The 23,333-nt window shown below is 73.4% G+C and carries 16 protein-coding genes and 1 pseudogene; 4 read left to right on the top strand and 13 right to left on the bottom strand.

Translation table 11 applies throughout. The annotated features are described in order from the left end of the window. Positions 1-28: 28 nt before the first annotated feature. The gene (locus tag OG594_RS22195; RefSeq protein ID WP_266601648.1) at positions 29-1,003 is read right to left on the bottom strand and encodes a hypothetical protein; all 975 of its coding nucleotides are present in this window, start codon (positions 1,001-1,003) and stop codon (positions 29-31) included. 371 nt (positions 1,004-1,374) lie between these two features. Between OG594_RS22195 and OG594_RS22190 the strand changes: the two genes are divergently transcribed. Beyond that, positions 1,375-2,367, top strand: coding sequence for a DUF4344 domain-containing metallopeptidase (locus OG594_RS22190; protein WP_266601646.1), 993 nt, complete (start codon positions 1,375-1,377; stop codon positions 2,365-2,367). Positions 2,368-2,476: 109 nt separating this feature from the next. Here the strand turns inward: OG594_RS22190 and OG594_RS22185 are convergent, their stop codons facing one another. Further along, positions 2,477-3,931, bottom strand: a complete 1,455-nt coding sequence (locus tag OG594_RS22185) for an oxygenase MpaB family protein (protein ID WP_266601644.1) — start codon at positions 3,929-3,931, stop codon at positions 2,477-2,479. Between the two features lie 206 nt (positions 3,932-4,137). Then, positions 4,138-7,920, bottom strand: coding sequence for a hypothetical protein (locus OG594_RS22180; RefSeq protein ID WP_266601642.1), 3,783 nt, complete (start codon positions 7,918-7,920; stop codon positions 4,138-4,140). A 155-nt stretch (positions 7,921-8,075) separates the two neighbouring features. On the opposite strand from OG594_RS22180, the gene OG594_RS22175 reads away from it, so the two are divergent. Continuing rightward, the gene (locus OG594_RS22175; protein ID WP_266601640.1) at positions 8,076-8,534 is read left to right on the top strand and encodes an RICIN domain-containing protein; all 459 of its coding nucleotides are present in this window, start codon (positions 8,076-8,078) and stop codon (positions 8,532-8,534) included. A gap of 109 nt (positions 8,535-8,643) precedes the next feature. Here the strand turns inward: OG594_RS22175 and OG594_RS22170 are convergent, their stop codons facing one another. Further along, positions 8,644-8,988: a hypothetical protein gene (locus OG594_RS22170; protein ID WP_266601638.1), complete on the bottom strand. Its 345-nt coding sequence runs from the start codon at positions 8,986-8,988 to the stop codon at positions 8,644-8,646. A 70-nt stretch (positions 8,989-9,058) separates the two neighbouring features. Next, complete coding sequence (locus tag OG594_RS22165; protein ID WP_266601636.1) at positions 9,059-9,676, bottom strand: TetR/AcrR family transcriptional regulator; 618 nt, start codon at positions 9,674-9,676, stop codon at positions 9,059-9,061. 125 nt (positions 9,677-9,801) lie between these two features. Here OG594_RS22165 and OG594_RS22160 point away from each other — a divergent pair. Then, a pseudogene (locus OG594_RS22160) lies at positions 9,802-11,252 on the top strand (amidase). Positions 11,253-11,344: 92 nt separating this feature from the next. Here the strand turns inward: OG594_RS22160 and OG594_RS22155 are convergent. Further along, on the bottom strand, positions 11,345-11,719 hold the full coding sequence (locus OG594_RS22155) for a helix-turn-helix domain-containing protein (RefSeq protein ID WP_266601634.1): 375 nt from the start codon (positions 11,717-11,719) through the stop codon (positions 11,345-11,347). Between the two features lie 103 nt (positions 11,720-11,822). Between OG594_RS22155 and OG594_RS22150 the strand changes: the two genes are divergently transcribed. Beyond that, positions 11,823-12,488 carry an NADPH-dependent F420 reductase gene (locus OG594_RS22150; RefSeq protein ID WP_266601632.1) on the top strand — a complete coding sequence of 222 codons (666 nt, stop codon included), beginning with the start codon at positions 11,823-11,825 and terminating at the stop codon, positions 12,486-12,488. Positions 12,489-12,545: 57 nt separating this feature from the next. On the opposite strand, the gene OG594_RS22145 is transcribed toward OG594_RS22150, so the two are convergent. From OG594_RS22145 to OG594_RS22115, 7 genes are all read right to left on the bottom strand, one after another. Beyond that, a complete protein-coding gene (locus tag OG594_RS22145; protein WP_266601630.1) occupies positions 12,546-14,381 on the bottom strand; it encodes a thiopeptide-type bacteriocin biosynthesis protein in 1,836 nt (611 codons plus the stop codon). A gap of 30 nt (positions 14,382-14,411) precedes the next feature. Then, on the bottom strand, positions 14,412-16,373 hold the full coding sequence (locus OG594_RS22140; RefSeq protein WP_266601628.1) for a TOMM precursor leader peptide-binding protein: 1,962 nt from the start codon (positions 16,371-16,373) through the stop codon (positions 14,412-14,414). Continuing rightward, positions 16,370-18,253, bottom strand: a complete 1,884-nt coding sequence (locus OG594_RS22135; RefSeq protein ID WP_266601626.1) for a hypothetical protein — start codon at positions 18,251-18,253, stop codon at positions 16,370-16,372. Before OG594_RS22135 ends, OG594_RS22140 begins: the two co-directional genes overlap by 4 nt. Beyond that, complete coding sequence (locus OG594_RS22130; RefSeq protein ID WP_266601624.1) at positions 18,250-19,473, bottom strand: lantibiotic dehydratase C-terminal domain-containing protein; 1,224 nt, start codon at positions 19,471-19,473, stop codon at positions 18,250-18,252. The genes OG594_RS22135 and OG594_RS22130 overlap by 4 nt, the downstream gene beginning before the upstream one ends. Then, positions 19,470-22,205 (bottom strand): lantibiotic dehydratase, encoded by a 2,736-nt coding sequence (locus OG594_RS22125; protein WP_266601622.1) that lies wholly within the window; start codon positions 22,203-22,205, stop codon positions 19,470-19,472. The genes OG594_RS22130 and OG594_RS22125 overlap by 4 nt, the downstream gene beginning before the upstream one ends. A gap of 133 nt (positions 22,206-22,338) precedes the next feature. Continuing rightward, complete coding sequence (locus tag OG594_RS22120; protein WP_030774781.1) at positions 22,339-22,521, bottom strand: thiazolylpeptide-type bacteriocin; 183 nt, start codon at positions 22,519-22,521, stop codon at positions 22,339-22,341. A gap of 20 nt (positions 22,522-22,541) precedes the next feature. Next, positions 22,542-22,730 carry a thiazolylpeptide-type bacteriocin gene (locus OG594_RS22115; protein WP_266601616.1) on the bottom strand — a complete coding sequence of 63 codons (189 nt, stop codon included), beginning with the start codon at positions 22,728-22,730 and terminating at the stop codon, positions 22,542-22,544. Between the last annotated feature and the right edge of the window lie 603 nt (positions 22,731-23,333).

Raw genomic sequence — 23,333 nt, 5'->3', positions numbered from 1 at the left:
CGATCGGGTCGGACCGGCAAGGCGCTTGCTAGGGCTTCGCTGCCCGGTAGGCGTACGGGGCGCTGTTCTCCACCTCGGGGAGAAGGTCCTTGCGGGTCTGCTCGTCCATGTCCCGTGCCTGTGCCCAGGTGCGGGCCATGTCAACGCCCTGGGTGCGTAGCCGGTCCGCGCGTGCCGGTCCGGGGGTGTCCTTCAGTTCCTGCAGCCAGGTGGCAGTGAGGTGGTCGGCCGGAGCCGCCTGGTCCGCCCGGTCCGCCCGTTCGTTGAGCAGGTGGTCGAAGACCGTGGCGTGCCATTTCCGGGCTTCGGGGGCGTCCTGGCTCTTGGCCGCGACGGCGACGGCGACGGCGACGGCGACGGCGACGGCGTCCAGGATGCCGAAGGCCCGGGCGTTCTTCGTCGGCTGCAGCGAGAGTTCGCTGCCGGTCGCACCCGTGGGGACTGCGGCGAGCCGCTCGGCTGCGGTACGGGTCTCGGCCGACCGGAGCAGGGCGTAGGCCCGGGGGTCCTCGGCCACCGCTCCCAAGGTTGCGCCGAACACGGTGTGGTAGACCGACAGGTGGTCGGTACCCCCGGCTTCCCAGAGCGGCATGTCGTGGCCCGCCTTCAGGACGTACTCGCTGTCCACACCGGCGAGCATCTCGTGCAGGTCGGGCTCGTAATCGGCCAGGGCGGTGGCGAGGGGGACCCGCAGTGCGGGGTCGAGGTCGATGTTCTTCGGCTGTACCCAGGCGAGTGCGAAGAGCACGTCCTTCATCGTCTGCGCCTGCGCTCGGGCGTGACGGCCCGGTTCGCTGCATGCGGTCGCCTTCACGATGGCTTCCCCGAGTGCCGTGCAGCTCATGCCGGGCTGGATCGCGGCGCCCATCGACGTCCGCACCCGCGTGTCGTGCGCCAGGCGGGTGCAGGGCGGGGACGGCTCACGCCCGAGGGTGAGCCATGCTGCGGCTGCGCCCAGCACGGCCAGGCAGATTCCGGCGGCGGCGAGCGCCTTCACCGGCACGGCCCGGCATCTCGTCCTTCCCCTCACAGCTGTCCCCCCTTCCCGTCCTTCAAGGCCCGGTCGCCCCGGCACCTGCTTCTCTGCGTCGACGTGCACGATCGCCGCCGCCCTTGCTCTCGACGCCCGTAGCTGGGCACACCGTCATCGCCGTCGGGGCTTCCCGAGGCTCCTGCGACCTGTGGCTGGAACCTTCGCTCCGTGCCACCCTGCAATCCGCTGCTGATCTTGTCCATGGGTGTCAGCACCCATCTCCGGGTGACCGGGGCCGCAGGCGGCGGGCGAACGATCCCCCGAACGCGCGTCTCGACGGGCAAGGGCCCGCGGCCGGCCTGAGGATCGGTGCGGGAACGTACGACGGGAGCCGACCAAGGATGCCGAACACCGCCGATTGCTCGAAGAGGGCGCGCATCGCGCTGTCAGGCGTGCTGGCCCTCGTCGGGGTCGTCGTGACCGGGTGCAGCGGTGAGGCCCGCGACGCCGGGCAGGGGCCGGGAGCCGGACCTCGCCCCCAGGCGGCGCGCTCCGGCCGGGTCACCGTCGTCTACGAGACCCGGACGGTCGCACCGGCGGACCGGGAGGCCGTGGCACTGATCCGGAAATCCCGTGTGCTGGAGCGGACGGCCGACTGGGTGAACCGATCCCTCACCCTCCCGCACGACATGGTCGTGAAGGTCACCGCGGACGTGCCGCCCGGCGTCACCGACGCCGTCACCCAGCCCGACGGCAGGACGATCTTCATCCCGCCGCCGTTCCTGACCGAGATCGAGAAGGCCCTCGCCGACGTCGTGAAGACCGTCGAACGGCCCGCTCCGTTCCCCGCGTCCGAGTACAACACCGACGATCTGACCGTGCTGTCGACCGAGTTCATCTTCGGCCACGAGATGGGGCACGCCCTGCAACGCCAGCTCCTCCTGGCCAACCTCGGCCTCGAGGAGGACGCGGCCGACGGCTACGCGTCCTTCTACACCGTCAACGAGGTCGGGCCGGGCCCGTCGCTGGCCGCCGCGATCCTCTTCGACGAGATCGCCCGCAAGGAAGGCACGCCGACGCTGGAGGGCATGTCGAGCGACCACCCCGTCACGCAGCAGCGGGCCTTCAACTTCCTGTGCTACCTGGAGGGCAGCGACCCGAAGAAGTACCAGGCGTCCCTCGTCGACAGCGGCTATCTCCCGAAGACCCGCGCCCCCCTGTGCCCGCAGGCGTGGGCGATGCTGGACTACGGCTGGTGGACCCAGCTCCAACCCCACTTCAGCGCGGCGTTCAGGGCCCGCGGTGACCAGGAGCAGAAGAAGGCGCACGCGCGGCTGATCGCGGAGACGCAGGCTCTGGCGAAGCGCATCGACGAGATCCGCACCAGTCAATGAGCCCGGCCGCCGCAGTGGCCGCCGGGTGTGGGGAACGGCGGGGCGGCCGGGCCGTGCGGGGCGGCGTACGGGGGCTCAGCGGACGCCCCGGCACGTCGCCCGACAGGGTCTAGGGGCGGCCGAGGAGTTGGCTGCCGGCCGTGTTGTCGGTGCGGGCGGTGAAGAAGTCGGTGAACGCCTGGACGAATTCGTCTTCGGTGATGCGGCCGTCTCCGTCGTGGTCGAGCTGGCGGAAGCCGTGGTTGAGTTCGGCGAGGTGGACCCGGGAGCCGCCGAAGACCCTGCGGTACTCATCGGCACACAGGTGTCCGCTGCCGTCGGTGTCCACCGCGTGGAAGACCGCCCGCACGGCGACGTGCAGTCCCTGCTCGAGGTAGGCCGGCCCGGAGTCGATTCCGGTGAGCATGGCGGTGATGAACTCCTCGCAGGTCACCTGTCCGTCCCCATCGGCGTCCATGCCGGTCCGTAGCTGCTGCCACCACGTCTCGAAGGCGGCGTAGACGGGGGCTTCGCGTTCAGCGGCGAGTTCGAGCGGCCAGCACACGTTGTGCGCCATGGCCTGTAGGTCGGCCGAGCTGATGCGACCGTCGCCGGTCTGGTCCAGGACCTGGTGGAAGAAGGTCCGCAGACGCACCGGGCGGGAATCGGCGTCCTTGCGGCGGCGTGGTACGGGAAACCGGACGGGGCGTGGTGCCGACGTGGAAGAGAGGTCGGTGGAGGCGGTGGAGGTGGTGGAGGGCTGTGGGGTCAACGGGACGCCGGCCGGTGGGGTGCGGTAGCGGCGGTGCTCGGGCAGGGCGTTCATCAGCACGCGCAGAGTGCGGTGCAGGATGAAGGACAGCAGGGCCGCGCGGCGGGTGCGGGGCAGGCCGAAGCGCTCGCGGAAGGCTTCTGGCAGGTCCGCGACGGTCAGTGCGCCGATCACCTGGGCGGCCACCGTGCGCAGGAGCGGCCAGGCCGGCTTCAGGGGGCCCAGGCGGCGGGGTGCGGGGGCTTCGCGGAGCATGTCGAAGAGCAAGTAGCGCACGGGCTCGCTGTATTCGAGGCGCTCGCGGATCGTGCGGTCCATGTACGCGGGCACGTCGGCGGCCGTGGCCGGGAACAGGTCGTCGGACAAGCCGAACTCGGAACACACCGCACGGAACTCTGCGTACATCTGCTCCAGTTCGCGCGGCGCCAGCGGGCGTCCCGAGAGTTCCCGCATCGCCGTCATGCACTCGTACAAGGTGACCAGCACCCATACCCGCACCGCCGGGTCCGACGCGGTGAAGGGCCTGCCCTGCTCGTCGGTCCCGGCCAGACGGCGGTGCGTGCGCTCCAGGCGGGCGACCTCGCGGCGCAGCCCTTCACGGTCGGAGAAGAACAGCCGCTTCCCGCTGTCCATCGTGTGCTCGATGCGCCGCCACGGGTGCGCGCGGTAGGTGGAGAAGTCGCGCATGCCGGCGGCGACCGCCGGATCCGCGGTCTGTAGGACCAGCAGCCGCCATGCGACCAATCCGATCCGCCACTCCCCCAGCGTGCGGCGCAGCAGCGAGTCGGGACCAGGAAGATCGGCGGTGGCCAAGGGGGTGTCTCCTCGATCGGGTGCGTGGGAACGAGCGGGGCGGAGGCGGAAGAAAGATCACCGCTCCGCCCCGCTCAACGGCCCTGCCGGGATCCGGGAGCGGCCGGATCGGCGAGTTCACCCGTCCGGGAGGTGTCTTGGGGTGGACGGCAGCGGGGGCCCGGTGCGTGCTGTCGGGCCGGGCTCACGTGGGGTGCTGGTGGCTGTCATGTGGTGGGGCAGGGTGGGGTGAAGTCGACCGCCGTGAAGTACTGGGCCCATTGGGCTTTGGTGATCCGGGGGTGGGCGCTGTCGCAGATGCGGGTGGCGACCTTGTCCAGGCCGGTGTCCCGTAGTCGGATCGTGAAGTCGTTGCCGCCGCTGGCCAGGGTGTTGCCGTCCGGGCTGAAGGCGACGGCTGGTACGGGGTTGGTGTGGCCGGTGAGGACGGTGGGAGTGGCCGCGCCGCCGATGTCCCACAGCAGGGCCTTGCTGTCCGCGGCTCCGGCGGCCAGTCGGCGGCCGGCCGCGTCGAAGGTCACGGTGTAGAGCCAGGAGCCGGACGTCGGTAGCTGCGTCATTTTCGCCGGGTGGTGGATGTCGTGGACGTCGATCAGCCAGAGGGTCTTGTCCGTACGGTGGAAGGCGGCCAGTGTCCGGTTGTCGGGGCTGAATGCGGCGCTGGTCAGCGGGTCGGAGCGGAACGGGGACGGTAGTTCCCGTGGGCTGCGCGGTTCGCTGATGTCCCAGAACCTCAGCGAACCGGATTCGCCGGTGCTCGTCACCAGCGTGCGGCCGTCCGGCCGGAACGAGGCCGTCGTGACGTGGGGTCCGTCCTCAGCGATCCGGCTCAGTGGTCGGGGGTTGCCGGGATCGGTCAGGTCCCACAGTCCGGCCGTGCCCTGTGCCCACAGGGCCAGCAGGTGGCCGTGGCCGTCCGGGCCGAAGGCGGCGCCGGCGACCTCGCCGCCGCCGGGGGCGAGGAGCGACGTCTGTCGCGGTCTGCGGGGGTCGCTCACGTCCCACACGCGTACGGTGCCGTCCTCGCTGGCGGTGGCGAGGGTGCGGCCGTCCGGGCTGAAGGCCACGCACCGGACGAACTTGGTGTGCCCGTGCAGGACCGACAGGGGCCACAGGGCCCGGCCACCGGTGACCTGCCACAGCCGTGCGGTGCCGTCCCAGCTGGCGCTGGCGAGCAGGTGGCCGCCGGGGCCGAACGCCAGGGAGGTGACCACGTCGTCGTGGGTGGCGAGGGACAGGTCCCGCAGGTCCAGGAGGCGGTCGGAGTTGGCGAGCACGCGGCCGTTCGGGCTGAACGCGGCCTGGTAAAAGCCGCCCTGGACGGTGCTGGTCCGGTTCGGGCGTGCCGGGGTGGTGACGTCCCAGAACAGGGTGGACCCGCCGACGGTGACGAGGGTGGCGCCGTCCGGGCTGAAGGCCACCGACCAGACGATCGCGGGATGGACGGGCAGGACGGCGGCTGTCTGCGTTCGCGGGCCGGCCGCGATGTCCCAGACCCGTGCGGTACGGTCCCAGCTCCCGGTCGCCATGGTCTTGCCGTCGGGGCTGAACGCGGCCGAGGTCACGGTGTCGGTGTGGCCGCGCAGGACGTCGCGGAGGAGCGGATGTGCGGGGTCGTCGACGTCCCACAGTCTGGTGGTGGTGTCGCCGGTGGTCGCCACCACGTGGCCGCCGGGGCTGAACGTCACCGAGGTGACCGTGGCCGAGTGGCCGGGCAGGGTGGCCAGCAGCTGCGGGCGGCGGGGGTCGCTGACGTTCCACAGTCGCGCCGCGCCGTCGGTGTGGCCGGTGGCGAGGAGGCCGTCCGGCCCGGACGCCACCCAGGTCGGCGCGGACCGCTGGTCCGCCAGTGTGCTCAGTTCGGCGGGTGCGTGCCGGTCGGTCACGTCCCACAGCCGCACGGAGCGTTCGCTCGCCGTGGCCAGGATGCGGCCGCCCTCGTCGAACGCCACCGACATCAGCCGCTCCGGCTGGTGGACGACGGCCAGTTGGAGGGGGCGGTGGGCGTGTGTGATGTCCCACAGCCGGACGGTGCGGTCCCAGCTCGCGGTGGCCAACAGCGTGCTGTTCGGGGCGACGGAGACCGAGACCACGTCGGAGGTGTGGCCGGTGAGGCGACTCGTGTACGGCGTCGCGAACGTGCTCATGAGCTGGTCGCGGACGTCGTCGGTGGCTGCCAGCCGGTACGCGGCCAGGTTCAGTTGCGCAGCGAGGGAGGGGTCGTGCTGGCGCACCTCGGCCGCGTTCGCGGCGGCCTTGCGTGCGATGGCCACGTTGCGCTGCCCGATGGCCGCGTCGCGCGAATCGAGGGCCAGCCCGCCCGCGGTCGCCGCGATGACCACCAGCACGGTCAGTAGCGTGACCAGTTGTCGCAGGCGGACCGTTCGGCGCCGGACGGCCGCCAGCTCGCCGGCTTGTGCTTCACGGCTCGCGTCGAGGAAGCGGCGTTCTTTGGAGGTCAGTTGGTTACGGTCGGCGGCGGCCAGGTCCAGCGCTGCGGCCAGGCGGGCGCCCCGGTACAGGGCGTGCGGATCAAGGTCCTGTGCTTCCCAAGCGGCGGTAGCGTCGGTGAGCTGACGGTGCAGGAGCAGTTGGTCCCGGTCTTCGGTCAGCCAGGCGCGCAGTCTCGGCCAGCAGCGGATGATCGCCTCGTGGGTGATCTCGACGCATTCTTGGTCCAGGGTCACGAGCCGTTGCCGGGCGAGGGATTCGAGCACGCAGGTGATGTCGGGGCTCGGGTCCAGTTCGTCCCTGGTGATCCGGCGCCGAGTGTCCTCGGTGCCGTCACCCAGTGCGGTCAGCCGCAGGAACAGGGACCGGGCGAGGTCTTGCTGCATCGGTGACAGCGTCCCGTAGGCGGCTTCCGCCGTGTGTGCGAGCGCGTGTTGGATTCCGCCGGCCGCCAGGTATCCCTCCAGGGTCAAGCGGCTGCCGCTGCGCCGGCGCCAGGTCTCGACCATGGCGTGCGAGACCAGTGGCAGTGCGCCCGGCTGGCCGGTCGCGTCCGCGACCACGGCGGCCAGGAGCGGGCCGGTCACCGTGCAGTCGGCGAGGACGGCCGGCCGGGTGATGGCCTCGCGCAGCTCTTGGCTGCTCATCGGGCCGACGGCGAGTTGCGCGTCGCGGATGGCTTCGACCAGGCGGGGATCCTGGACGCAGTGGCCGTAGAAGTCGGCGCGGACGCCGAGGACGACCCGGGTTCGGCTGGTGGGCGTCGTGGCGGCCGCGGTCAGCATGGCGATGAAAGCGCCTCGTTCGTCCCGGTCCCGGCAGAGGGTGAAGACCTCCTCGAACTGGTCGACGACGATCAGCGTGTCCGTGTCCGGCGTGTGGTCGATCATGGTCTGCCGGATGCGCAGGTGCAGGGCCGCGGGGTCGTCCAGCAGTTCGGCTGCCAGCGTTCCGGGGGCCTGACCGGTCGCGGCGGCGAGGTGGACCGCGCACTCTTCCACGGGGTGCGGGCCCGGAGTGAAGAGGATCACCGGCCACCCCGATGCCCGTGCGCGGGCGACGAGCCCTGCCCGGAGCAGGGAGGACTTCCCCGATCCGGACGGCCCGAAGACTGCCAGGAAGCGGCGCTCGCGCACCTTCGTGAGCACCTCGGTGGTCAGGCGCTCGCGCCCGAAGAAGCGGTCGGCGTCTTCTGGTTGGAATGCCGACAGGCCCGCGTACGGCGCGTCCTGCCGGCTGGTTCGTGCGGTCTCGTCGGGGCGTGCGCTCGCGGCGATCTCGGTGGCGACCGCATGCCATCGGGTTTCCCATGCATGGCGGTCGCCGTGGCAGGCCTCGACGTAGGCGAGTGTGACGGCGAGGCTCGGGAAGGTGTTGCCGCCTGCGGCGTCCGAGAGCGTCGTGGACGAATAATGTGCCCTTTTCGCCAGTGCCCGATAAGGCGGCCGGCCCGCTGTCTCGCGCAGCGTCCGAAGATCGGCCGCGAAGCGTGTCAGCGGACCGGAGTCCAGGTCGAGCGGGCGTTCGGGACGTGGCATGGCTTCCTTCCTGCGGCGTCCGCCGTCGTGTCGGGTGGTGTTTGTCCAGCTTTTGATGTCCGGAATCCTCGTTCCGGCGCCGGACATCAACGGGGGGCTAGACAGGGGTCAGCGCAACCGCGCAACCGCGATGGGAAGGGGAAATCATGAGGTCCATGCGACGACTGATGCTGCTGGCGGCGGTCACCGGGCTATTGGCCGGAGCCGCTTTGACGGGCTCGCCCGCGGCTGCGGCGGCGCCGCTCCTCAAGTCCAATCTGAACGGAAGGTGCGCCGACGTCTTCATGTTCCACCAGGAGAACGGCGCCTCCACCGTGACGTGGGACTGCCACGGCGGCACCAACCAGCAGTGGTACTGGGACGGTGAGCAAATCCGTTCCAGCATGAACGGGAAGTGCCTGGAGATCTACGGTCCCCACCTGGGCGAGCAGGGCTCGGTGAGCCTGTGGGACTGCTACGGCGCTCTCCACCAAAAGTGGTACCGCAACGGCAACGAAATCCGTAACCGGGTGAACGGAAAGTGCCTCGACATCTTGGCCGGCCGGCCTGAGATCGGGCAGCTGCTGGTGAGTTGGAGCTGCAACGGCGCACGGAGCCAGAGCTGGGACTTCTGACCGCCTGCCCGGTCCGGCACATCACGTGCCGGGCCGGGCCCCGTCGGATCGGGTCGGTGTCTGGAGCAGGCCAGGGTCGGGGCGGTGCGGCGTCAGCCCGCTTGGGGGCTCAGCGGCTGCCCCGCCGCAGCCGGCCCCGGACCTTGCCCGGGCCGGCCACCTGTGTCGGAGCGGTGGCGTGCGCCGGACCGGTGCCGCTCTGCGGTGGTCTGCCGTGCGGCTCCAGGTGCTTCAGCTTCGCCTCCCACGGGCCGTCCGCCATCTGCGATTGCACGATGACCGGACCTTCGGGCAGTGGAACGGTCTCCCGCCGCTTGCCGATCTCGTTCACGACGTTGTCGTCGTCGGGTAGGGCGGTGTGGTCGTGGTGCCCCTCCCGTTCGAAGAGGTTGACGATGAGGTTGTCCTCGCCCCGGTAGTGGAGGGCGAGGTCGGCTGTTCCCGCGGTGTGCAACAGGAGCCCCCTGGACAAGGCCCGTGGAAAACCGGTCGGGGCCCCGGCGCCGCGCGCGCGTCCACGCGGCTCATTCCTCCCGCGCCGTCGTCCCCCTGTCCACGACTGCCGAGACTGCGGCCACGAGCCTGTCCCCCGCGCGGTCGACGCTGCCGTTCTGCGCGCTGATCTGGGCGCCTTCCAGGAGGAAGGTGATCTCTGCGGAGACGTCGTCGGGCGCGGGCGCGCCGGCCCGCTCGCACATGGCCGTGAGGCGGCGCCGCTGAGCGGCCTTGTGGTCCTCGATCAACCGACGCGCCGGATGGTCGGGATCGGGCAGGCCGGCGATGGAGTTGACGAAGGGGCAGCCCCGTCGGGCGATGTCCGGCAGCCCGTCGGCGATGAAGCGTGCCACGCCGAGCACCTGAGCCCGGCCGTCGTCCGGGTGTTCGGCTTCCACCTGGTCGAAGGCGGTCGCGTACCCCGCCGCCACGATCCTCAGCCACTCCTCGATCAGCGCGTCCTTGGTGGCGAAGTGACGGTAGAGGGCCATCTTCGTCGTCTTCGCCCGCTCGGCGATGGCCTGGACCCCGACGGCCCTGACGCCCTCGAGGAGGAAGAGTTCCTCGGCGGCGTCGAGGATGCGCTCGCGCGGGGGGAGGCGGGCGACCCTGGAGTCCCGGCCCGGTCTCGGGGGGCTGCTCGTCATGGTGTGCCTCGCTTCGGTCGCCTGGGTCGGTGCCTCTCGATCTCAACCCATGTACGTTACCGACCACTCCCAAACGATACCACTCGGTATCACGCGGGACCGATCGGAAACGTAGGTGGAACGCCGTGGAGCTGCACGAATACACCCAGTACGACGCCGTGGGACTGGCCGGGCTCGTTGCCCGGGGAGAGGTGACCGCGGCGGAGCTCACCAGCGCCGCCGAGGCCGCTCTGGCGGCCGTGAACCCGCGGATCAACGCCGTCGTGGAGAGCTGGCCCGCCGAGACGCCCCCGTTCCGGGCAGCACTGCGCTCGCGGGCGTGCCGTTCCTCATCAAGGACCTGGCCGTGTCCATGCGGGGCAAGCGCGTCGAGTTGGGCAGCCGCCTGGCCGCCGGCAACGTGGCCGGCCAGGACTCCTTCCTGATGCGGCGGCTGCGCCGGGCCGGCCTGGTGACGCTGGGCCGCACGGCCACGCCCGAATTCGCCTACAGCACCACCACGGAGCCGGTCCTGTACGGTGCCACGCGCAACCCCTGGGACCTCACCCGGACCCCGGGCGGCTCCAGTGGCGGGTCGGCCGCGGCGGTCGCCGCCGGCATCGCTCCCCTCGCGCACGCCACCGACGCGGCCGGGTCGATCCGGGTGCCGGCAGCCAGCACCGGGCTGTTCGGGCTCAAGCCCACTCGCGGCCGCATCTCGCTGGGGCCGGACGCCGACGAGGTCTTCAACGGCCTCGCGGTGCACGGCGGGCTCAGCCGGTCCGTGCGCGACAGCGCGGCCCTGCTCGACCTGATCCAGGGCCCGGAGACCGGCGACCCCTACTTCGCGGAGCGCCCCCGACGCCCGTACCTCGAAGAGATCACCAGGGATCCCGGCCGTCTGCACGTCGGCCTGCTCACCACCCCCTGGAGCGGGCGTGCGGTGGAGCCGGCCGTGAGCGGGGCGACCCTGGCCGCCGCCCGGCTGCTGGAATCACTCGGCCACCGGGTCGAGGTCACCGTCGTGGACCTCGGCGTGAGCTGGGAGGAGTTCATGCTGGCCAACGCCCGTCTGTGGGCCACGAACCTGGTGACGTGGATCGACGACCTCGCCAGCTCGTTCGGCCGCCCCGTGGACGAGTCCACCGTCGAGCCCGAGATGCTCGCGAGCTACGCGTGGGGGCGCACGGTGAGCGGTGCCCAGTTCGTGCACGCCCTCGACGTACGCAACCGGGTCGCCCGCTCGATCGGCGCCCACTTTGGGGGCCAGGACCTGCTGCTGACGCCCACCCTCCCCGAAATACCGGTGCCCCTGGGCACCTACGGCCGGGGCGCGGAGCATGCTGACGGGCTGGGCTGGCTGGAGCACCTGTTCCACCGCTCCCCGTTCACCGCCGCGTTCAACGTCGCTGGCACGCCCGCGATGTCGGTGCCGCTCGCCTCCGACCCGGCGACCGGCCTGCCGATCGGTGTCCAGTTCGCCGCGGGCTACGGACGCGAGGACGTGCTGTTCCGGCTCGCCGCGCAACTGGAGGAGGCCGCGCCCTGGGCGCAGCGCAAGCCTGCCGTCTGGGCGGGCGCGGCCCGATCGGCCTGAGACCGTAGCGGGAGCACCGGCACCGCAGCCGTCGTCACCGCAGTCGTCGTCATTGCAGTCGTCGTCACCGAATCCTGTGCGGACCACAACGCCTAGCGGGTGCCGGAGCGGTCCTGGGAGGCCAGGACCGTGTCGGCGTAGCGGGCGGCCCAGCTGCCCATCGCGCGGATGGGGACCATCAGGGCCGCGCCGGCCTCGGTCAGGGCGTAGTCGACGCGCGGTGGCGCCTGGGCGTAACGGCGGCGCTCCACCAGGCCGTTGTGCTCCAGTCGCCTGAGCGCGTCGTTGAGCACCTTGGGGCTGATCCCGCCGATCCGATCCAACAGCGCACGCGGGCGCATCGGGCCGCCCTCGCCGAGGACGAAGACCACCACGCTGTCCCACCGGTTCGCCAACACCTCGAAGGCGACCCGGGCCCGGCAGTCCGCCGCGAACCCGTCCCCCGCCAGCTCCTCGCGCTCTCCCATCCCCCCATCCTGCCCGGCCGATGCACACCGTGTGGTGTGCATCGGCCCGCCTAGCGTCCGGGGCATGACATCCCACGACGTAGGGGCAAAGGGGAGCAGCATCATGCGCATCGGCATTCTCGGCACGGGCTCGATGGCGACGGCCCTGGGCGGTGCCTGGGTACGGGCCGGGCACCGCGTACTGGTGGGTGGGCGCAACGCGGCGGCCGCGGCGACGACTGCGGCCCGGATCGGAGCCGCCGGGCACGGCGGCCTCACCGAGGCGGCCGCTTACGGTGAGGCGGTGCTGATGGCCCTACCGGCGGACAGCGCACCGCGGTTGGCCGGCGAGCTCGCCCCGGTGCTGGCCGGGCGGACGGTGCTCGACTGCACGGTGCCCATGGCGGCGGGGCCGGACGGGCCCTGGCTGACCAGCGCCGGCGGCACGGACTCCGTCGCCGCGCGCATCGCGGCAGCCGCGCCGGACGCCGGTGTCGCCAAGGCCTTCGGGATCTGCCACGAGAGCATCTGGACCCTGCCGCGGCCCGCCTTCGAAGGGGCGGCCCTGGCAGTGCCGTTCTGCGCCAACACCCCCGCTGCCGCAGCCTTCACGGCGGAGCTGATCACCTCGATGGGCTGCTCCCCGCTGTCCTGCGGCGGACTGTCCCGCGCGGCACTGCTGGAGTCGGCAGCCGTCCTCGCCGTCGGTGTGTGGTGGTCCGGCGGCGAGGCGCGCCACATGTTCCCCTCCCCCGCCCTGGCACCGGGCGCGGTCGACGACGAGCCCTGAGTGGCGCGGTGCCGTGCGGTCCCGTGCGGTGCCGTGCGGTGCCGTTGCGTGCCCAGGTCACCCGTCGTTGCGGTGCGACTTGCGGCCGAGGGGAAGGAGGTACTGGAGCGGCTGGTCCGGGTCGTGGAGCCCGAGCAGTTCGTGGGCCAGGTCGTCGTGGAAGCCGCCCAGCAGGGTCCCGCCCAGGCCCAGCGCCGACGCCGTGAGCAGCAGGGTCTGGGCCAGGTGGCCGGTCTCCAACAGGGCCAGGCGCAGCGCGCGCAGTCCGTAGCGGCGGCGCAGCAGGCCGAGGTCGACGTAGAGGGCGAGGAGTACCGGTGCCTCTGCGATGCCGATCCAGTCCGGATCGGTCGGCGGGCGCGAGAGGTAGGTCGACAGGGCGGTGATGTCCTCCAGCGGCGCTACCGGGCCGATGCGGCGCAGGGTCCGGCGTTCGGGGACGCAGTCGTAGGTGCCTGCGGGCAGACCGCTCACGTCGAGGACGAGGAGGCGGACGCGTGCCGTGTGGAGGGCGCCCGCGCTGGGGTAGGGGCGGTGGGCCAGGGTGCGGGTCGTGCCGTCGGCGAGGTGCTGCTCGCTACGGCCGCTCTCGGCGAGGGAGTGCCACAGCAGGGCGCCGAGCGTGCCGGTGTCGAGCGGGCCGGTGAGGGGTCCGCGCAGCGAGGAGCGTGCGGCGAGGACCGCGGCCAGGGGCACGGCGGGCAACGGGTCGGCGGGGAGCGGGATTTCGGCGGGCCCGGCCGGGTCGCCCGCCCGGGCCGGATCGCTCGCCGGATCGCTCGCCCGGGCCGTGTCGGACGCCGGGGCCGGAGCTGGCAGTGGGCGCAGTGCAGAGTCCTCGCCGCGGCCGATCTGGAACTTGCTGCGTTCCAGGTATTGCAGGTCGGGGGCGGTGTGGCCGGGCGGGAAGAAGCCTGCCGGTCCGCCCGTCTCCAGCAGGGTGCGCGCGGCCAGCCGACACACGGCCCGTTCCTCGTCGGGGCTCACTCCCAGTCGGTTGAACAGCATGTGTAGCTGGGAGCCCCAGATCCCGGCCCGGGTCCGCTCGCCGGGGCGCTCGAGAGCCGCGTCGGCCTCCCGGACCCGTTCGGCCCAGTGCGCCAACCAGGGCGCCGCGGTGCCCGAGCGGAGGCGGTCGTGCAGGTCCGCGGCGCGGGCGCCGAGGGTGGTGCGCTGCGCGGCGTGGACGGTGTTGACCCGGGTGTGGACGGCGGCAGCGGGCAGCAGCGGCACCTCGGTGACCCAGCGCCAGCCCGCCGCGTGTGCGCGGAGCCAGCGTGCGGCGGCGAGCGGGTCCATGCCGAGCGCATACGCCGTGGTGTGGGCGAGGTCCGCGGCCGCGGTGAGGCGGGATGCGGCCGTGGTCGTGGCGGGCAGGGCCCGCAGTACGTCGAGGGCGGTGCGGGTGGAAGTGACGAAGAGCGCTTCGGCGACGGGCAGGGCCCGCGGTCCGCCGTAGCGCCGGGTTTCCGGTACGTAGGGCACGGCGCGGATCTCGGCGTGTCGGGAGGGCCAGGGGCCGGGGACGGCGGGCACCTGCCGTGCCCGCCGGGCCAGCAGTTCCGGTAGTTCGGCGAGGCCTGCGGCGGTAGCGGTCGCGGTCGCGGTGGTACGGACACGGATCCGTAGGTGGGGGCCGTCCTGCCCGTAGCGGATGAAGAACCAGTCGGCGGCTTCGCCGGCGGCCACGAGGTCGTCGAGGAGGGGGGCCACGTCCCGGACGAGGAAGCGGTCGGTGGCCTCGGTGGTGGAGTGCAGGAAGAGGTGGTGGCTGTGCCAGGTGCCGGCGACGGCACCCGTGCCGGAGCTGGTGCCGGTGCCAGAGCTGGTGCCGGTGCTGGTGTCGGGGCCGGAGCTGGTGCCGGTGCTGGTGTCGTTGTCGGTCGTCGTCACGTCGTCCGGTCCTCGTCGTCGCGGGTCGGGTCAGGGGAAGGGGTGCGGGTGCAGGGGCAGTTCGCCGTGGCGCATCGGCCGGCCGGTGCGGCCCAGGCGGTGGGGCACGTCCCATAGCCGGGGCAGGCCGAGGGTGCGCCGGTTGACGTGCCCGAAGGTCATCGGGAGCGCGCCGGGGACGACGACCTTCACGCAGTGCAGGTCGAACCGCTCGCGCAGCCCCGGCTCGCTCTGATCGACGGTGATCACTTCCAGTCCGGCCCGGGCCAGCCGGGCGACGGTCCGCGTCAGGAGGTCGGCGAGGTCGGGCACCGGGCGGGGGGCGCCGGGCCAGGCCTCGTCGACCGTGGCGGCCGGAGTGTCTGCGAAGAGGAACTCCAGGCGGGGGGCGGCCTCGGGCAGGGTGCTCAGCCCGACGTGGTCGTCCAGGGTGAGGACGAGTTCGGGGTGCTCCAGCATGGGCCGCAGCCGTTCGGGGTCGCGCGGCCCTCCCCGGGCGGCGGAACGGTGCGGTGCCTCCAGCACGTTGGTGACGACCTCGGCGACGGCGGAGCGGATGGCGGCGCGCGGATCGTGGTGGGCGCCGGCCGCGAGGAACATCCGCGGCGCGCCGGGATGGCCGCCCTCGTAGCGGCAGACGGCCAGGACGGCCGGGACGGCGAAGTCGTTGGTCGCATCCAGGAGCAGGAGCCGGTAGCCCGCGGCCGCCGCCCGGTCCGCGAGCAGCAGGGTGTCGGTGTCGTCGGCCGGCGGGTGGATGCGGCGCAGCGGGGTGGCGGCGTACCAGGCCATGAGGAAGGCGTCGCGTTCGGCTACCTCGAACAGCCCGTGCAGGGCGGCCTCTTCGGGGCTGTTGCCGAGGCCGCAGCCGTTGGAGGACTCGTACACGACGCGCGGCCGGTCCGGTCCCGGCACGTCCCAGTAGGCGACGTGTTCGGGGACGGCGATCGTCCTCTGGTGGGTGAGGGACCAGCCGTGTACCCAGTGGAGCGGCAGGTCCGGGGTGTAGGGGACGGTGGGTGAGCCGGGGTGGCCGTGGTGGGCGGGGTCGGGCAGGCCGAGCCGTGCGGGGTCCAAGGCCCGGTCGGGGCCCAGTTCGGCGAAGGAGGCCAGCAGGTCGGTGCGGCGGCCGGTGGGGCGCATGCCCGCGTACCGTTCGACGGCCTCGAAGAGGGCTATGCGTTCGCTGTCGGGGAAGGTGCGGGCCCGGCCGTAACCGCCGTCGTCGATGGACCTGCCGTCCGTGACGAGCGCGCTGGTGAGGCTGAACGCCGAGTCCTCGGAGCGGCGCAGCAGCCGTACGGGGCCGAACCGTTCGTCGTGCAGGGCGGCGCGCAGTGCGGCGCCGGTCGTACGGGGGTTGGGGGCGCGCAGGACGGTCGGGTCGGGCATCGGGCGGGGTCCGGAGGGGAGTGGGGGGAGCGGTGTCTGCGTGTCGGAGGGCAGTGGGCGGCACACGTCGCAGCCGCCGACGGGGCGGACGTGGTGGGTGGACCAGGTGCCGCGCCCCTGGTGGACGAGGTGGACAACGGCCGCATCCGCATCCGCATCCGCATCGGGGCCGGGGTCCGAGTCGAGGTCGAGGAGGTCGTGGACGAGGGCCTCTACGGCCGGGGTCAGGGCTGGTGAGGGCACTCCGGCCAGGGTCAGCTTCGGGGTCTGCCACGGGACCCGGCCGCCCGCGGTCGCCAGGCGCTGGTACTCGGTGCAGACCAGGCAGGCCGCGCCGCCAGGCCGGAGCACCGGTCCGATCACCGCCAGCGGCCCGTCGTAGCGAACCGGGACCAGGGTCACGGGCTGGTGCAGGGCGTGGCGGCTCAGTTCCTCGGCGAGGCCGAGCGTCCAGCGGGTCAGTAGGACCGCGGCCCGGCCGGTGGTGGCCGCCAGGGCGGCGGCCGCGTCCAGCACGGGGACGGGGCCCGGACCGACCGCGGAACCGGGTGCGGGTGCGGGAGCCGTGGCGGGGGCGGAGGCTGTGGCGGGGGCGGTCATCGGGCCTCCTCGGCGGTGGGGAGCACGGTGAAGCCGAAGGAGCGCAGCAGGCCGGCGAGGCCGGCATCCGGTGCGGGGTCGGGTGCGGGCGGTGTGATCGCGGGGTCGGCTCCGGACAGCTGGTGCAGGGTGGTGCGGAAGGCCTCCTCGCGTACGGCCAGGTCGGCGAGCCAGCCCCCGGTCCAGCCGAGGTCCTCCCAGGCGGCGGTGGGCACACCGGCCGCCGCGAGCGGGGCGGCCGCGCCTCCGGAGGGCGGTGACGTGGTGTCGGGCGCCCCGGCCGCGGCAGTACAGACGGTGGTGACGGCGGCCAACGCGGCGAAGGCGGCGGCGTCGCCGGGCGTCGCCTCGACGGCCTCGCCGAGCAGGGGGCCCGGCCCGCGCCCCGGCCGCGGCGGAGTGCGGCGGACCACGGCCCGGTACGCCTGCGCGTGGGGGGCCGCTCGGTGTACTTCCAGTCGTGCGGGGACCGCGAGCCGCCCGGTCAGGGTCGTCCACCAATGGCGGAGCTGCGGGTGGCCGGACCATCGGGCCGGGTCCACCGGGGGGCGGCCGTGCGGGGCGGCGGCGAGGCGGCGGGCGGTGGCGTGGCGCAGGGCGCGGCCTCGGGCGTGCCCCGAATCGGCCCCGACGGTGAACGCAGTCTCTCCGAGGAGTAGTTCGGCAGCGCGGCAGAACACTTCGAGGCGGGCCAGGTCGAGGCGGGGCCCGCCGCCGGTCAGGGTGCGGGGGGTGGTGGCGTGCCCGGTGGTGGGGCCGGGCAGGGCGCAGGCGGCGAGGGGTACCGGAAGTTGGGGCAGGTCCCCCGGTAGGGGGCCGGGCAGGGGTCCGCAGCGGCGGTCCCCGAGGACGGCGATGCGCTGGAGTGCCTCGGCGAGCCCGGCCGGGGGCGCGAGGTGGGCGCGGCGGTCCGCGTCGATCCGTTCGGGGCCGAGCCAGCTGTGGTGGTCGGCGCGCGCGGGGCGGGCGTCGGCGAGGAGGACGGCGGGGATGCCGGGGAGCAGTCGGGGGTCGTCGGCCTCGGTGGCCGGGTCGGGCAGCCCGGCGGCCGCGCACAGCAGCCGGTGGGCGGCGGCGCCGGCCAGGAGTGCGGCGAACGTGCGCGGAGTCTGGTGGGGTTGCGGCGCGGCAGCGCCATCGGCGCCGTCGGCGGCGTCCGCGGCGTCGGTGAGCCGGGCCTCCAGGGCTGCCGCGTCGGCGCGTGCCTGGGCCGCGCTGCCGGGGGCGGTCACGTATCCGGTGGCGCCGCACCGCCCGGCTGCGACCGCCCGGTCCGGACCTGCACCGCGGACGGTCAGCAGGACGCCGTCGCGGGGCAGGTCCGGGTCGGGGCTGAGGGTGACGGGCACACCGCCGGCCGCCAGCGCCCGTACGGCAGCGGCGGCGGGCGGGGAGGCCGGGTCGTGGGCCAGGACCTCGGCGCGGGCGGTGGCGAGGAGGGCGGCCGCGTCGGCGGGGCGTGCGGCCGTGGCGTCGATCCATCGTGCGACGGCGGGGTCGGAGTGCCCGGTGGCGGATGGGCCCGGGTGCCCGGTGGCGGGGGGTGCGGGGATGAGGAGGTCGTGGTCGGTGAGCCGGCCGAGGAGGGTGTCGACGGCGGTGCGGACGGCCGAGCCCTGCTCCAGGCCCTCGCGGAACTCGGCGAGGCGGCCGGAGCGCAGGGGTTCCTCCAGTAGGCCCCACACCGTGGGAACGGCGGTGCTGCCTTCCAGCGTGAGGTTGCCGCGGCGTCCCCGCAGGTGCAGGCCGGCGCGCAGCGGTGTGGCGGCGGTGCCGGGACGCAGCCGGTCGCCGCCGTGCGCGTGGTTTCTGCCGGCGTCCTGGCCGGTGCGTTCGCCGGCGTCCTGGCCGGTGTGCTCACCGGTGTGTTCGCCGGTCATGTCCGTGCCTCCACGGCGTCAATGACGGTGTCGATTTCGGTGCGCCAGTCGCAGCCGGTCAGGGCGGGCACGGCGCGGACGACGAGGTGCGCGGCGAGGTAGCGCTCCAGCGGGCGGACGTCGCAGATCGTCAAGAGCCGGTACAGGGCGTTGGTGCAGGCCCGGTGGATGAGGTAGTCGGGGCGGCTCCACATCGTGCCCTGGGGGTCGGCGCGGCGCAGTAGCTGGTGGAACTCGCTGTAGCGGGTGCGGATGTCTTGGTTCCAGCGTTCGTAGGCGGCGGCGTCGCCGGTGGCGGCCGCCCGGGTCCGGTAGGCGAGGGGGTCTCCGTGGAGGTCGGCGCCCGCGGCGTGGCGCTGGCGGGTGAGCTGCCAGGCGTTGCGGGAGAAGTCGGCCCAGACCTGTTCCCAGTCGTCCGTGCGTCCGTCGGCGATGCGTGCGACGAGGGAGGTGACGGTGTTCCCGGCGCGTTCGGCGTGCTGTTCGAAGGTGGCGCGGAGCCTTCCGTCGGGGTCGTCGTGGAGCAGGAAGTCTTCGAGGTGGGAGACGTAGGACCAGTGTCCGCCGGTGAGGCCGCCGGGGTGGGCGCAGGCGTGGGCCGCCAGGGCGGTGACCGCGAGGCGGAGCCGGGCCCGGTCGGTGTCCCCGTGCCGGCCGAGGAAGGCGGCGCCGGCCCGCAGGGCGTCCAGGCCGTGGCGCAGGAGGTCTTCGCGCAGGGCGGTTCCGTCGGCTTTGAGGAGAGTGCGTACGGGGGTGCGGTCGACGGGTTCGATCCGGGTCGTGTTGTCGGGGTGGATCGGTCCGTAGGGCGGGGGGATGAGTTCGGCGCGCCCGGTCTCGGCGGCCTGTTGCAGGAGTTGGGCCTCGGTGAGGTCGCTGTGTGAGGGGTGGGCGCGCAGCCAGGTGCGGACGTGTGCGGCTGCGGCTGCGGCGGTGTGCGCTACGGCGGCGGGGTCGGTGCCCTGGAGGCGTAGTCGTAGGTGCGGGCCGTGCAGCCAGTGTCGTTCGACGTGGGCGGCGGTGCCGTCGGCGGTCGCGGTGGCGGCGAGCGGCAGCATGACCTCGCGCAACAGGGGGGCTTTGACCGGGTGGTGGTAGTAGGCGACGACGTCCAGTGCACTGTGGTCGTGAGGATCCTGTCCTGGGCGGTTTTGGGGGTCGGGGGCCGGCATGTCCGGTGCGCTCCTGTCGTGGTGCTGCGGGCTGGGCGGGCGGGTCATCGTGGACGTCCGTCCCGGTAGACCTCCAGGGCGAGTTCGACGGCCCGGGTGGGCGCGGTCAGGCCGCCGGGGGCGGGCAGGGCTTCCTCCAGGACGACGCCGTCGGTGTGCCGGGACAGCCATTTGGCGAGGCAGCGCAGGTGCAGGGCGTTGCCGAGGTCCGCGAGGTGCGGTTTGGGGCGGGTCAGGCGGCTGAGGAAGTCCTCGGTGGCCCGGCCGGTGGGTGCGCCGGCGACGGGGTGCAGGAAGACCTGTTCGGGTAGGCCGAGGTGGGCGCGCCAGTCGGCGGTGGCCGCGGCGGGTACCCGGTGGGGGTGGGTGTCGGCGGTGAGGTCGGCGCGCAGCCGGGCCACCACGGCGGGTGGCAGCAGCCAGCGGCGGCGCTGGAGGACCACGTGGCGGTGGCGGAGCCGGGAGCTGACGGTGACCGGGCCGCCGGGTGCGTCCAGCGTTCGGCGGGGGGCGAGGGGTCGGAAGTCGATGACGCCGCCGGGGTGGTCGGCGAGGTGGGGCGCGATGCGGGCGGGCAGCAGGACGGGGGCGAGGAAGCCGGGGTAGAGCACGTCGAGGGGTTCGCCGGTGGTCCGCAGGTGGATGCGGACCTGGTCGGTGGCTTCGTCGTGGACGAGTTCGAGGTCGGCTTCGGCGATGGGGGTGCGGTCGCGGTCGGGGCCGATCTCGTCCGGGACGAGGAGGGGGTGGAGGTTGGCGTTGAACCCGCCGACGGGGCGGATCTGGGCGGGGTGGGCGCCGCGGCCGAGGCCGCGCCGGATCTGCCGGGACACCTCGGCGGTGGCGCGGGGGTCGAGGAAGTCCAGGAAGCGGCTGGTGAAGCGGCCCCAGCCGCCGTAGACGTGGTTGACGGCCAGCAGCCCGGAGGCGGGGTCGCGCTGGAGGAAGTAGGTGTAGCTGAGGGGGCGTTCGAGGGTGGTGGCGGGGAGTCGTTCCCCGAGGGTCTTGAGGGTGTCCGCGGGCAGTACCGCCTCGTCGGCGGGGGCGCAGGCGTGGCGGTCTTGGGCGGCGTCGTGCTCGCGCAGGGCGGTGGCGATCTCTGCGCGCAGCTGGGCGACGGGTTCCGTTGCGCTGGGGAACGAGTCCCGGTCGGCGGGGTCGAGCAGGGCGATCCGTCCGGCGGACTCCCAGGCGGCGGTGACGTCGGTGCCGAACTCCCAGGGGTGCGCGCAGCGTCCGCCGACGCCGTAGCGCTCGACGAAGCGGTCCCGTAGGACGCGGCGGACGAGGTGGCCGAGGTCGAAGAGTTCGGCGAGGGCGGTGACCTCGCCGAGCGCCTCGTGGTCGGCGGCGTCGAGGAAGCCGTCGAGTGCCAGCGGGCGGGGGGCGATCACGTCCTCGGACAGGACGGTCAGCGGGGCGGAGTCGGTGGGGACGGGCCGGCCGGCGGCGGCCAGCTCGGCGGTCCAGCGCTGGGTGAGGTCGGCGAGCAGGCCGGGTCGGTCGGCGGCCGGGGTGGCGGCGAACCTGGCCGTCAGCGCGCCGAGTTCGGCGATGCGGTCGGCGCGCTGCGCGTCCTGGGGATGGCCGGGTGCGAAGGTGCGTACCCAGGCGTCGAGGCGTTGCAGGGGGGCGGGGTCCTGTGGGGCGAGGGGGTGCTGCGGGACCAGCAGGTCGGCGTGGGTGAGCCGGTCGAGGAACGCGGCGACCGCGGCCCGACCTCCACCGCCGTCGTCGCCGTCGTCGTCGCGTTCGCCGGGCGGGCAGAGCGCTGCGGCCAGGCGCTGTGTCAGGTCGGCGAGGGGTACGGGGTTCTCGGCGAGGCCGGTCAGCAGGCGCAGCGGGCGGCCGGAGGCGACCTCGGCCTCGTCCTCGCCGGGTACGAGGTAGCGGCCGCCGGCGAAGGATGGCCGGTCGCGGGTGTATGCGGTGCGGGGGCCGTCGGTGCGTGCGGTGCTGGTGATGCGGTGGGGCAGGGTGGTGCGTCGGTGCGGTGCGTCGAGGAGGGCGAGGGTCAGCGCGGTGGTCAGGGTGCGGTTGGCCCGTACGACGGACCGGAGGGGGCCGTCGAAGAGGGGCGCGGCGCCCCAGGAGGTCACCGGGCGGGCGGGGCCGCGGGCGGGGTGGCCGGCGAGAGGGCCCCATCCGACCGCCGTGAACCAGGACAGCGGGCTGGTCTTGGTGCTGGCCCGCAGGGCGTAGCGCAGCACGGTGGGTTCTTCCTTGCGGGCGCGGCGGTCGGCGGTGCCGGTGGCGGCACGGTTGATGGCGCGCAGCAGGTCGGCGCTGGTCAGGGCGGCGGCCTTGGCGAGGGCGGGTTCGCTGCAGAGGGCGGCGAGTGAGGCGCGTTCGGCGTCGAGGGCGGGGCCGGTGGCGGCGTCGAGGGCGGTGAGGAGGGTGTCGCGGGCGGCGCGCAGGGCGAGCCAGGTCGCGAGTCGGGGCAGGCGGGCGGGCAGGTCGCCGAGGCGGGCGAGCAGGGCGGGGCGGGGTTCACGGCGGTTGTGCAGGGCCCTGCGCAGGGGCAGGACGGTGTCGCGGTGGAAGTCCGCGGGGTGGCCGTCGCGGGCGGCGTACAGGTCGTCGCAGAGCGGTCCGGCGGTCAGGGCCAGTTCGGTGTCCAGCTGGTGGAGGCGGGTCAGTAGGTCCCGGAAGGTGGCTGCGGCGGGAGGCTGGGCCGGGTGGACGAGCACGGTGGCGCGGGCCAGTGCGTAGGGTGCGGACCGGACCCGGTAGCCGTCGGTTCCGGTGCCGGGAGCGGCGTGCGGTTGCGGCTGCGGCATGGGTTCCCGTCCTGTGGGTGGGGGCGGCGCGCGGCTTCCCGCCGGGCGTAGGAGCGCGGCGGGAAGCCTCTGGCGAGCGGTCATGCGGTAGCGCTGTGGTGCAGTGGTGCAGTGGTGCCAGGGTGTTCCCCGGTTACAGGGGGAGTTCGGGCAGCTGCGGGTGGGCGCAGGAGGACGAGCCGCAGGAACAGGAGCTGCCGCCGTTGGACGCTCCTCCCTCGGGCAGCGCGACCGTGTCCCGCATGGAGGTCACGGTGAGTTCACCGAGGTCGAGGTCGTCGAGGTCGAAACCGGCTGACTGCGTGGCGTCGTTCATGGGTTGCCTCTCCGTAGGGGTCAGACGTCGAGGGCGGTGGCGTTCTGCGGCTGGGCGCAGGACGAGGACCCCTGGCAGGAGCAGGAGCCCCAGGACGCCCCGCCCTCGGGCAGCGCGGCGGTGTCCCGCATCGAGGTGACCGTGAGGTCGCCGAGGTCGAGTTCCAGGTCGTGGAGTTCGACCTCGGGGGTGCGTGCGGTGTCGGACATGCGTGTCTCCCGAATGTGGAAGCGGAAAGCCGAAAGTGCACTGAACGTCGGTCGGCCGGACCGTTCGGAAGTATTGCGATGCCGTCCGGACGGCAGCAAGTGCCTGAGGGTTATGTTCGCTATCTGTCCAAGTCCGGTTCTGATCGGTGGTGTCACCGTCGATCGAATCTGGCCGCGGTGGGATTGTGGCCGCTTCCCCGGCATTCCATCCGCTCCCCCGGCATTTCACGGGGCCGGCCGAACCCTGCCGGAGCGGGGGCGTCCACATTTCCCGGCGGGTTGCGGAATGCGCGGCGCGCGCGCCGTCCGCGCCGGATGTCGTGCACCGGTGCGGCTCGGCGGCTTCCGGCAGGTCGGGAAGCGGCGGCCTGCGGCCTGGACCGCCGCGGTGGACGTCCGGCCGCGCAGAGACAATTCACACGGCACCGGAATCTACGCCCCCTCTTTTCCCCGCGGGCGTTTTCCCGTCACACGAACTAGGGGGTGTCGGCTGTTTCTCGCCATTTTCGGAACACCCTCGACCAGATTCATTCGTTATACATTTATTGCGTGCCAGCATGTCGCGGGTGAGATGAACCGTCCGATTCGGACACCGACATGACG

The sequence above is a fragment of the Streptomyces sp. NBC_01214 genome (genome assembly GCF_026340975.1).
Classification (GTDB): domain Bacteria; phylum Actinomycetota; class Actinomycetes; order Streptomycetales; family Streptomycetaceae; genus Streptomyces.
The sequence above is the reverse complement of the archived record's forward strand: the minus strand, read 5'-3'. Positions and strand labels throughout refer to the sequence as shown.

What these genes read in the sequence shown, in the direction of transcription:
- OG594_RS22180 (WP_266601642.1), bottom strand. Translation starts at nt 7,920, where the DNA reads ATGCCACGTCCCGAACGCCCGCTCGACCTGGACTCCGGTCCGCTGACA.
- OG594_RS22165 (WP_266601636.1), bottom strand. Translation starts at nt 9,676, where the DNA reads ATGACGAGCAGCCCCCCGAGACCGGGCCGGGACTCCAGGGTCGCCCGC.
- OG594_RS22120 (WP_030774781.1), bottom strand. Translation starts at nt 22,521, where the DNA reads ATGAACGACGCCACGCAGTCAGCCGGTTTCGACCTCGACGACCTCGAC.
- OG594_RS22175 (WP_266601640.1), top strand. Translation starts at nt 8,076, where the DNA reads ATGCGACGACTGATGCTGCTGGCGGCGGTCACCGGGCTATTGGCCGGA.
- OG594_RS22140 (WP_266601628.1), bottom strand. Translation starts at nt 16,373, where the DNA reads ATGACCGCCCCCGCCACAGCCTCCGCCCCCGCCACGGCTCCCGCACCC.
- OG594_RS22155 (WP_266601634.1), bottom strand. Translation starts at nt 11,719, where the DNA reads ATGGGAGAGCGCGAGGAGCTGGCGGGGGACGGGTTCGCGGCGGACTGC.
- OG594_RS22125 (WP_266601622.1), bottom strand. Translation starts at nt 22,205, where the DNA reads ATGCCGCAGCCGCAACCGCACGCCGCTCCCGGCACCGGAACCGACGGC.
- OG594_RS22115 (WP_266601616.1), bottom strand. Translation starts at nt 22,730, where the DNA reads ATGTCCGACACCGCACGCACCCCCGAGGTCGAACTCCACGACCTGGAA.
- OG594_RS22190 (WP_266601646.1), top strand. Translation starts at nt 1,375, where the DNA reads ATGCCGAACACCGCCGATTGCTCGAAGAGGGCGCGCATCGCGCTGTCA.
- OG594_RS22150 (WP_266601632.1), top strand. Translation starts at nt 11,823, where the DNA reads ATGCGCATCGGCATTCTCGGCACGGGCTCGATGGCGACGGCCCTGGGC.
- OG594_RS22130 (WP_266601624.1), bottom strand. Translation starts at nt 19,473, where the DNA reads ATGACCCGCCCGCCCAGCCCGCAGCACCACGACAGGAGCGCACCGGAC.
- OG594_RS22135 (WP_266601626.1), bottom strand. Translation starts at nt 18,253, where the DNA reads ATGACCGGCGAACACACCGGTGAGCACACCGGCCAGGACGCCGGCGAA.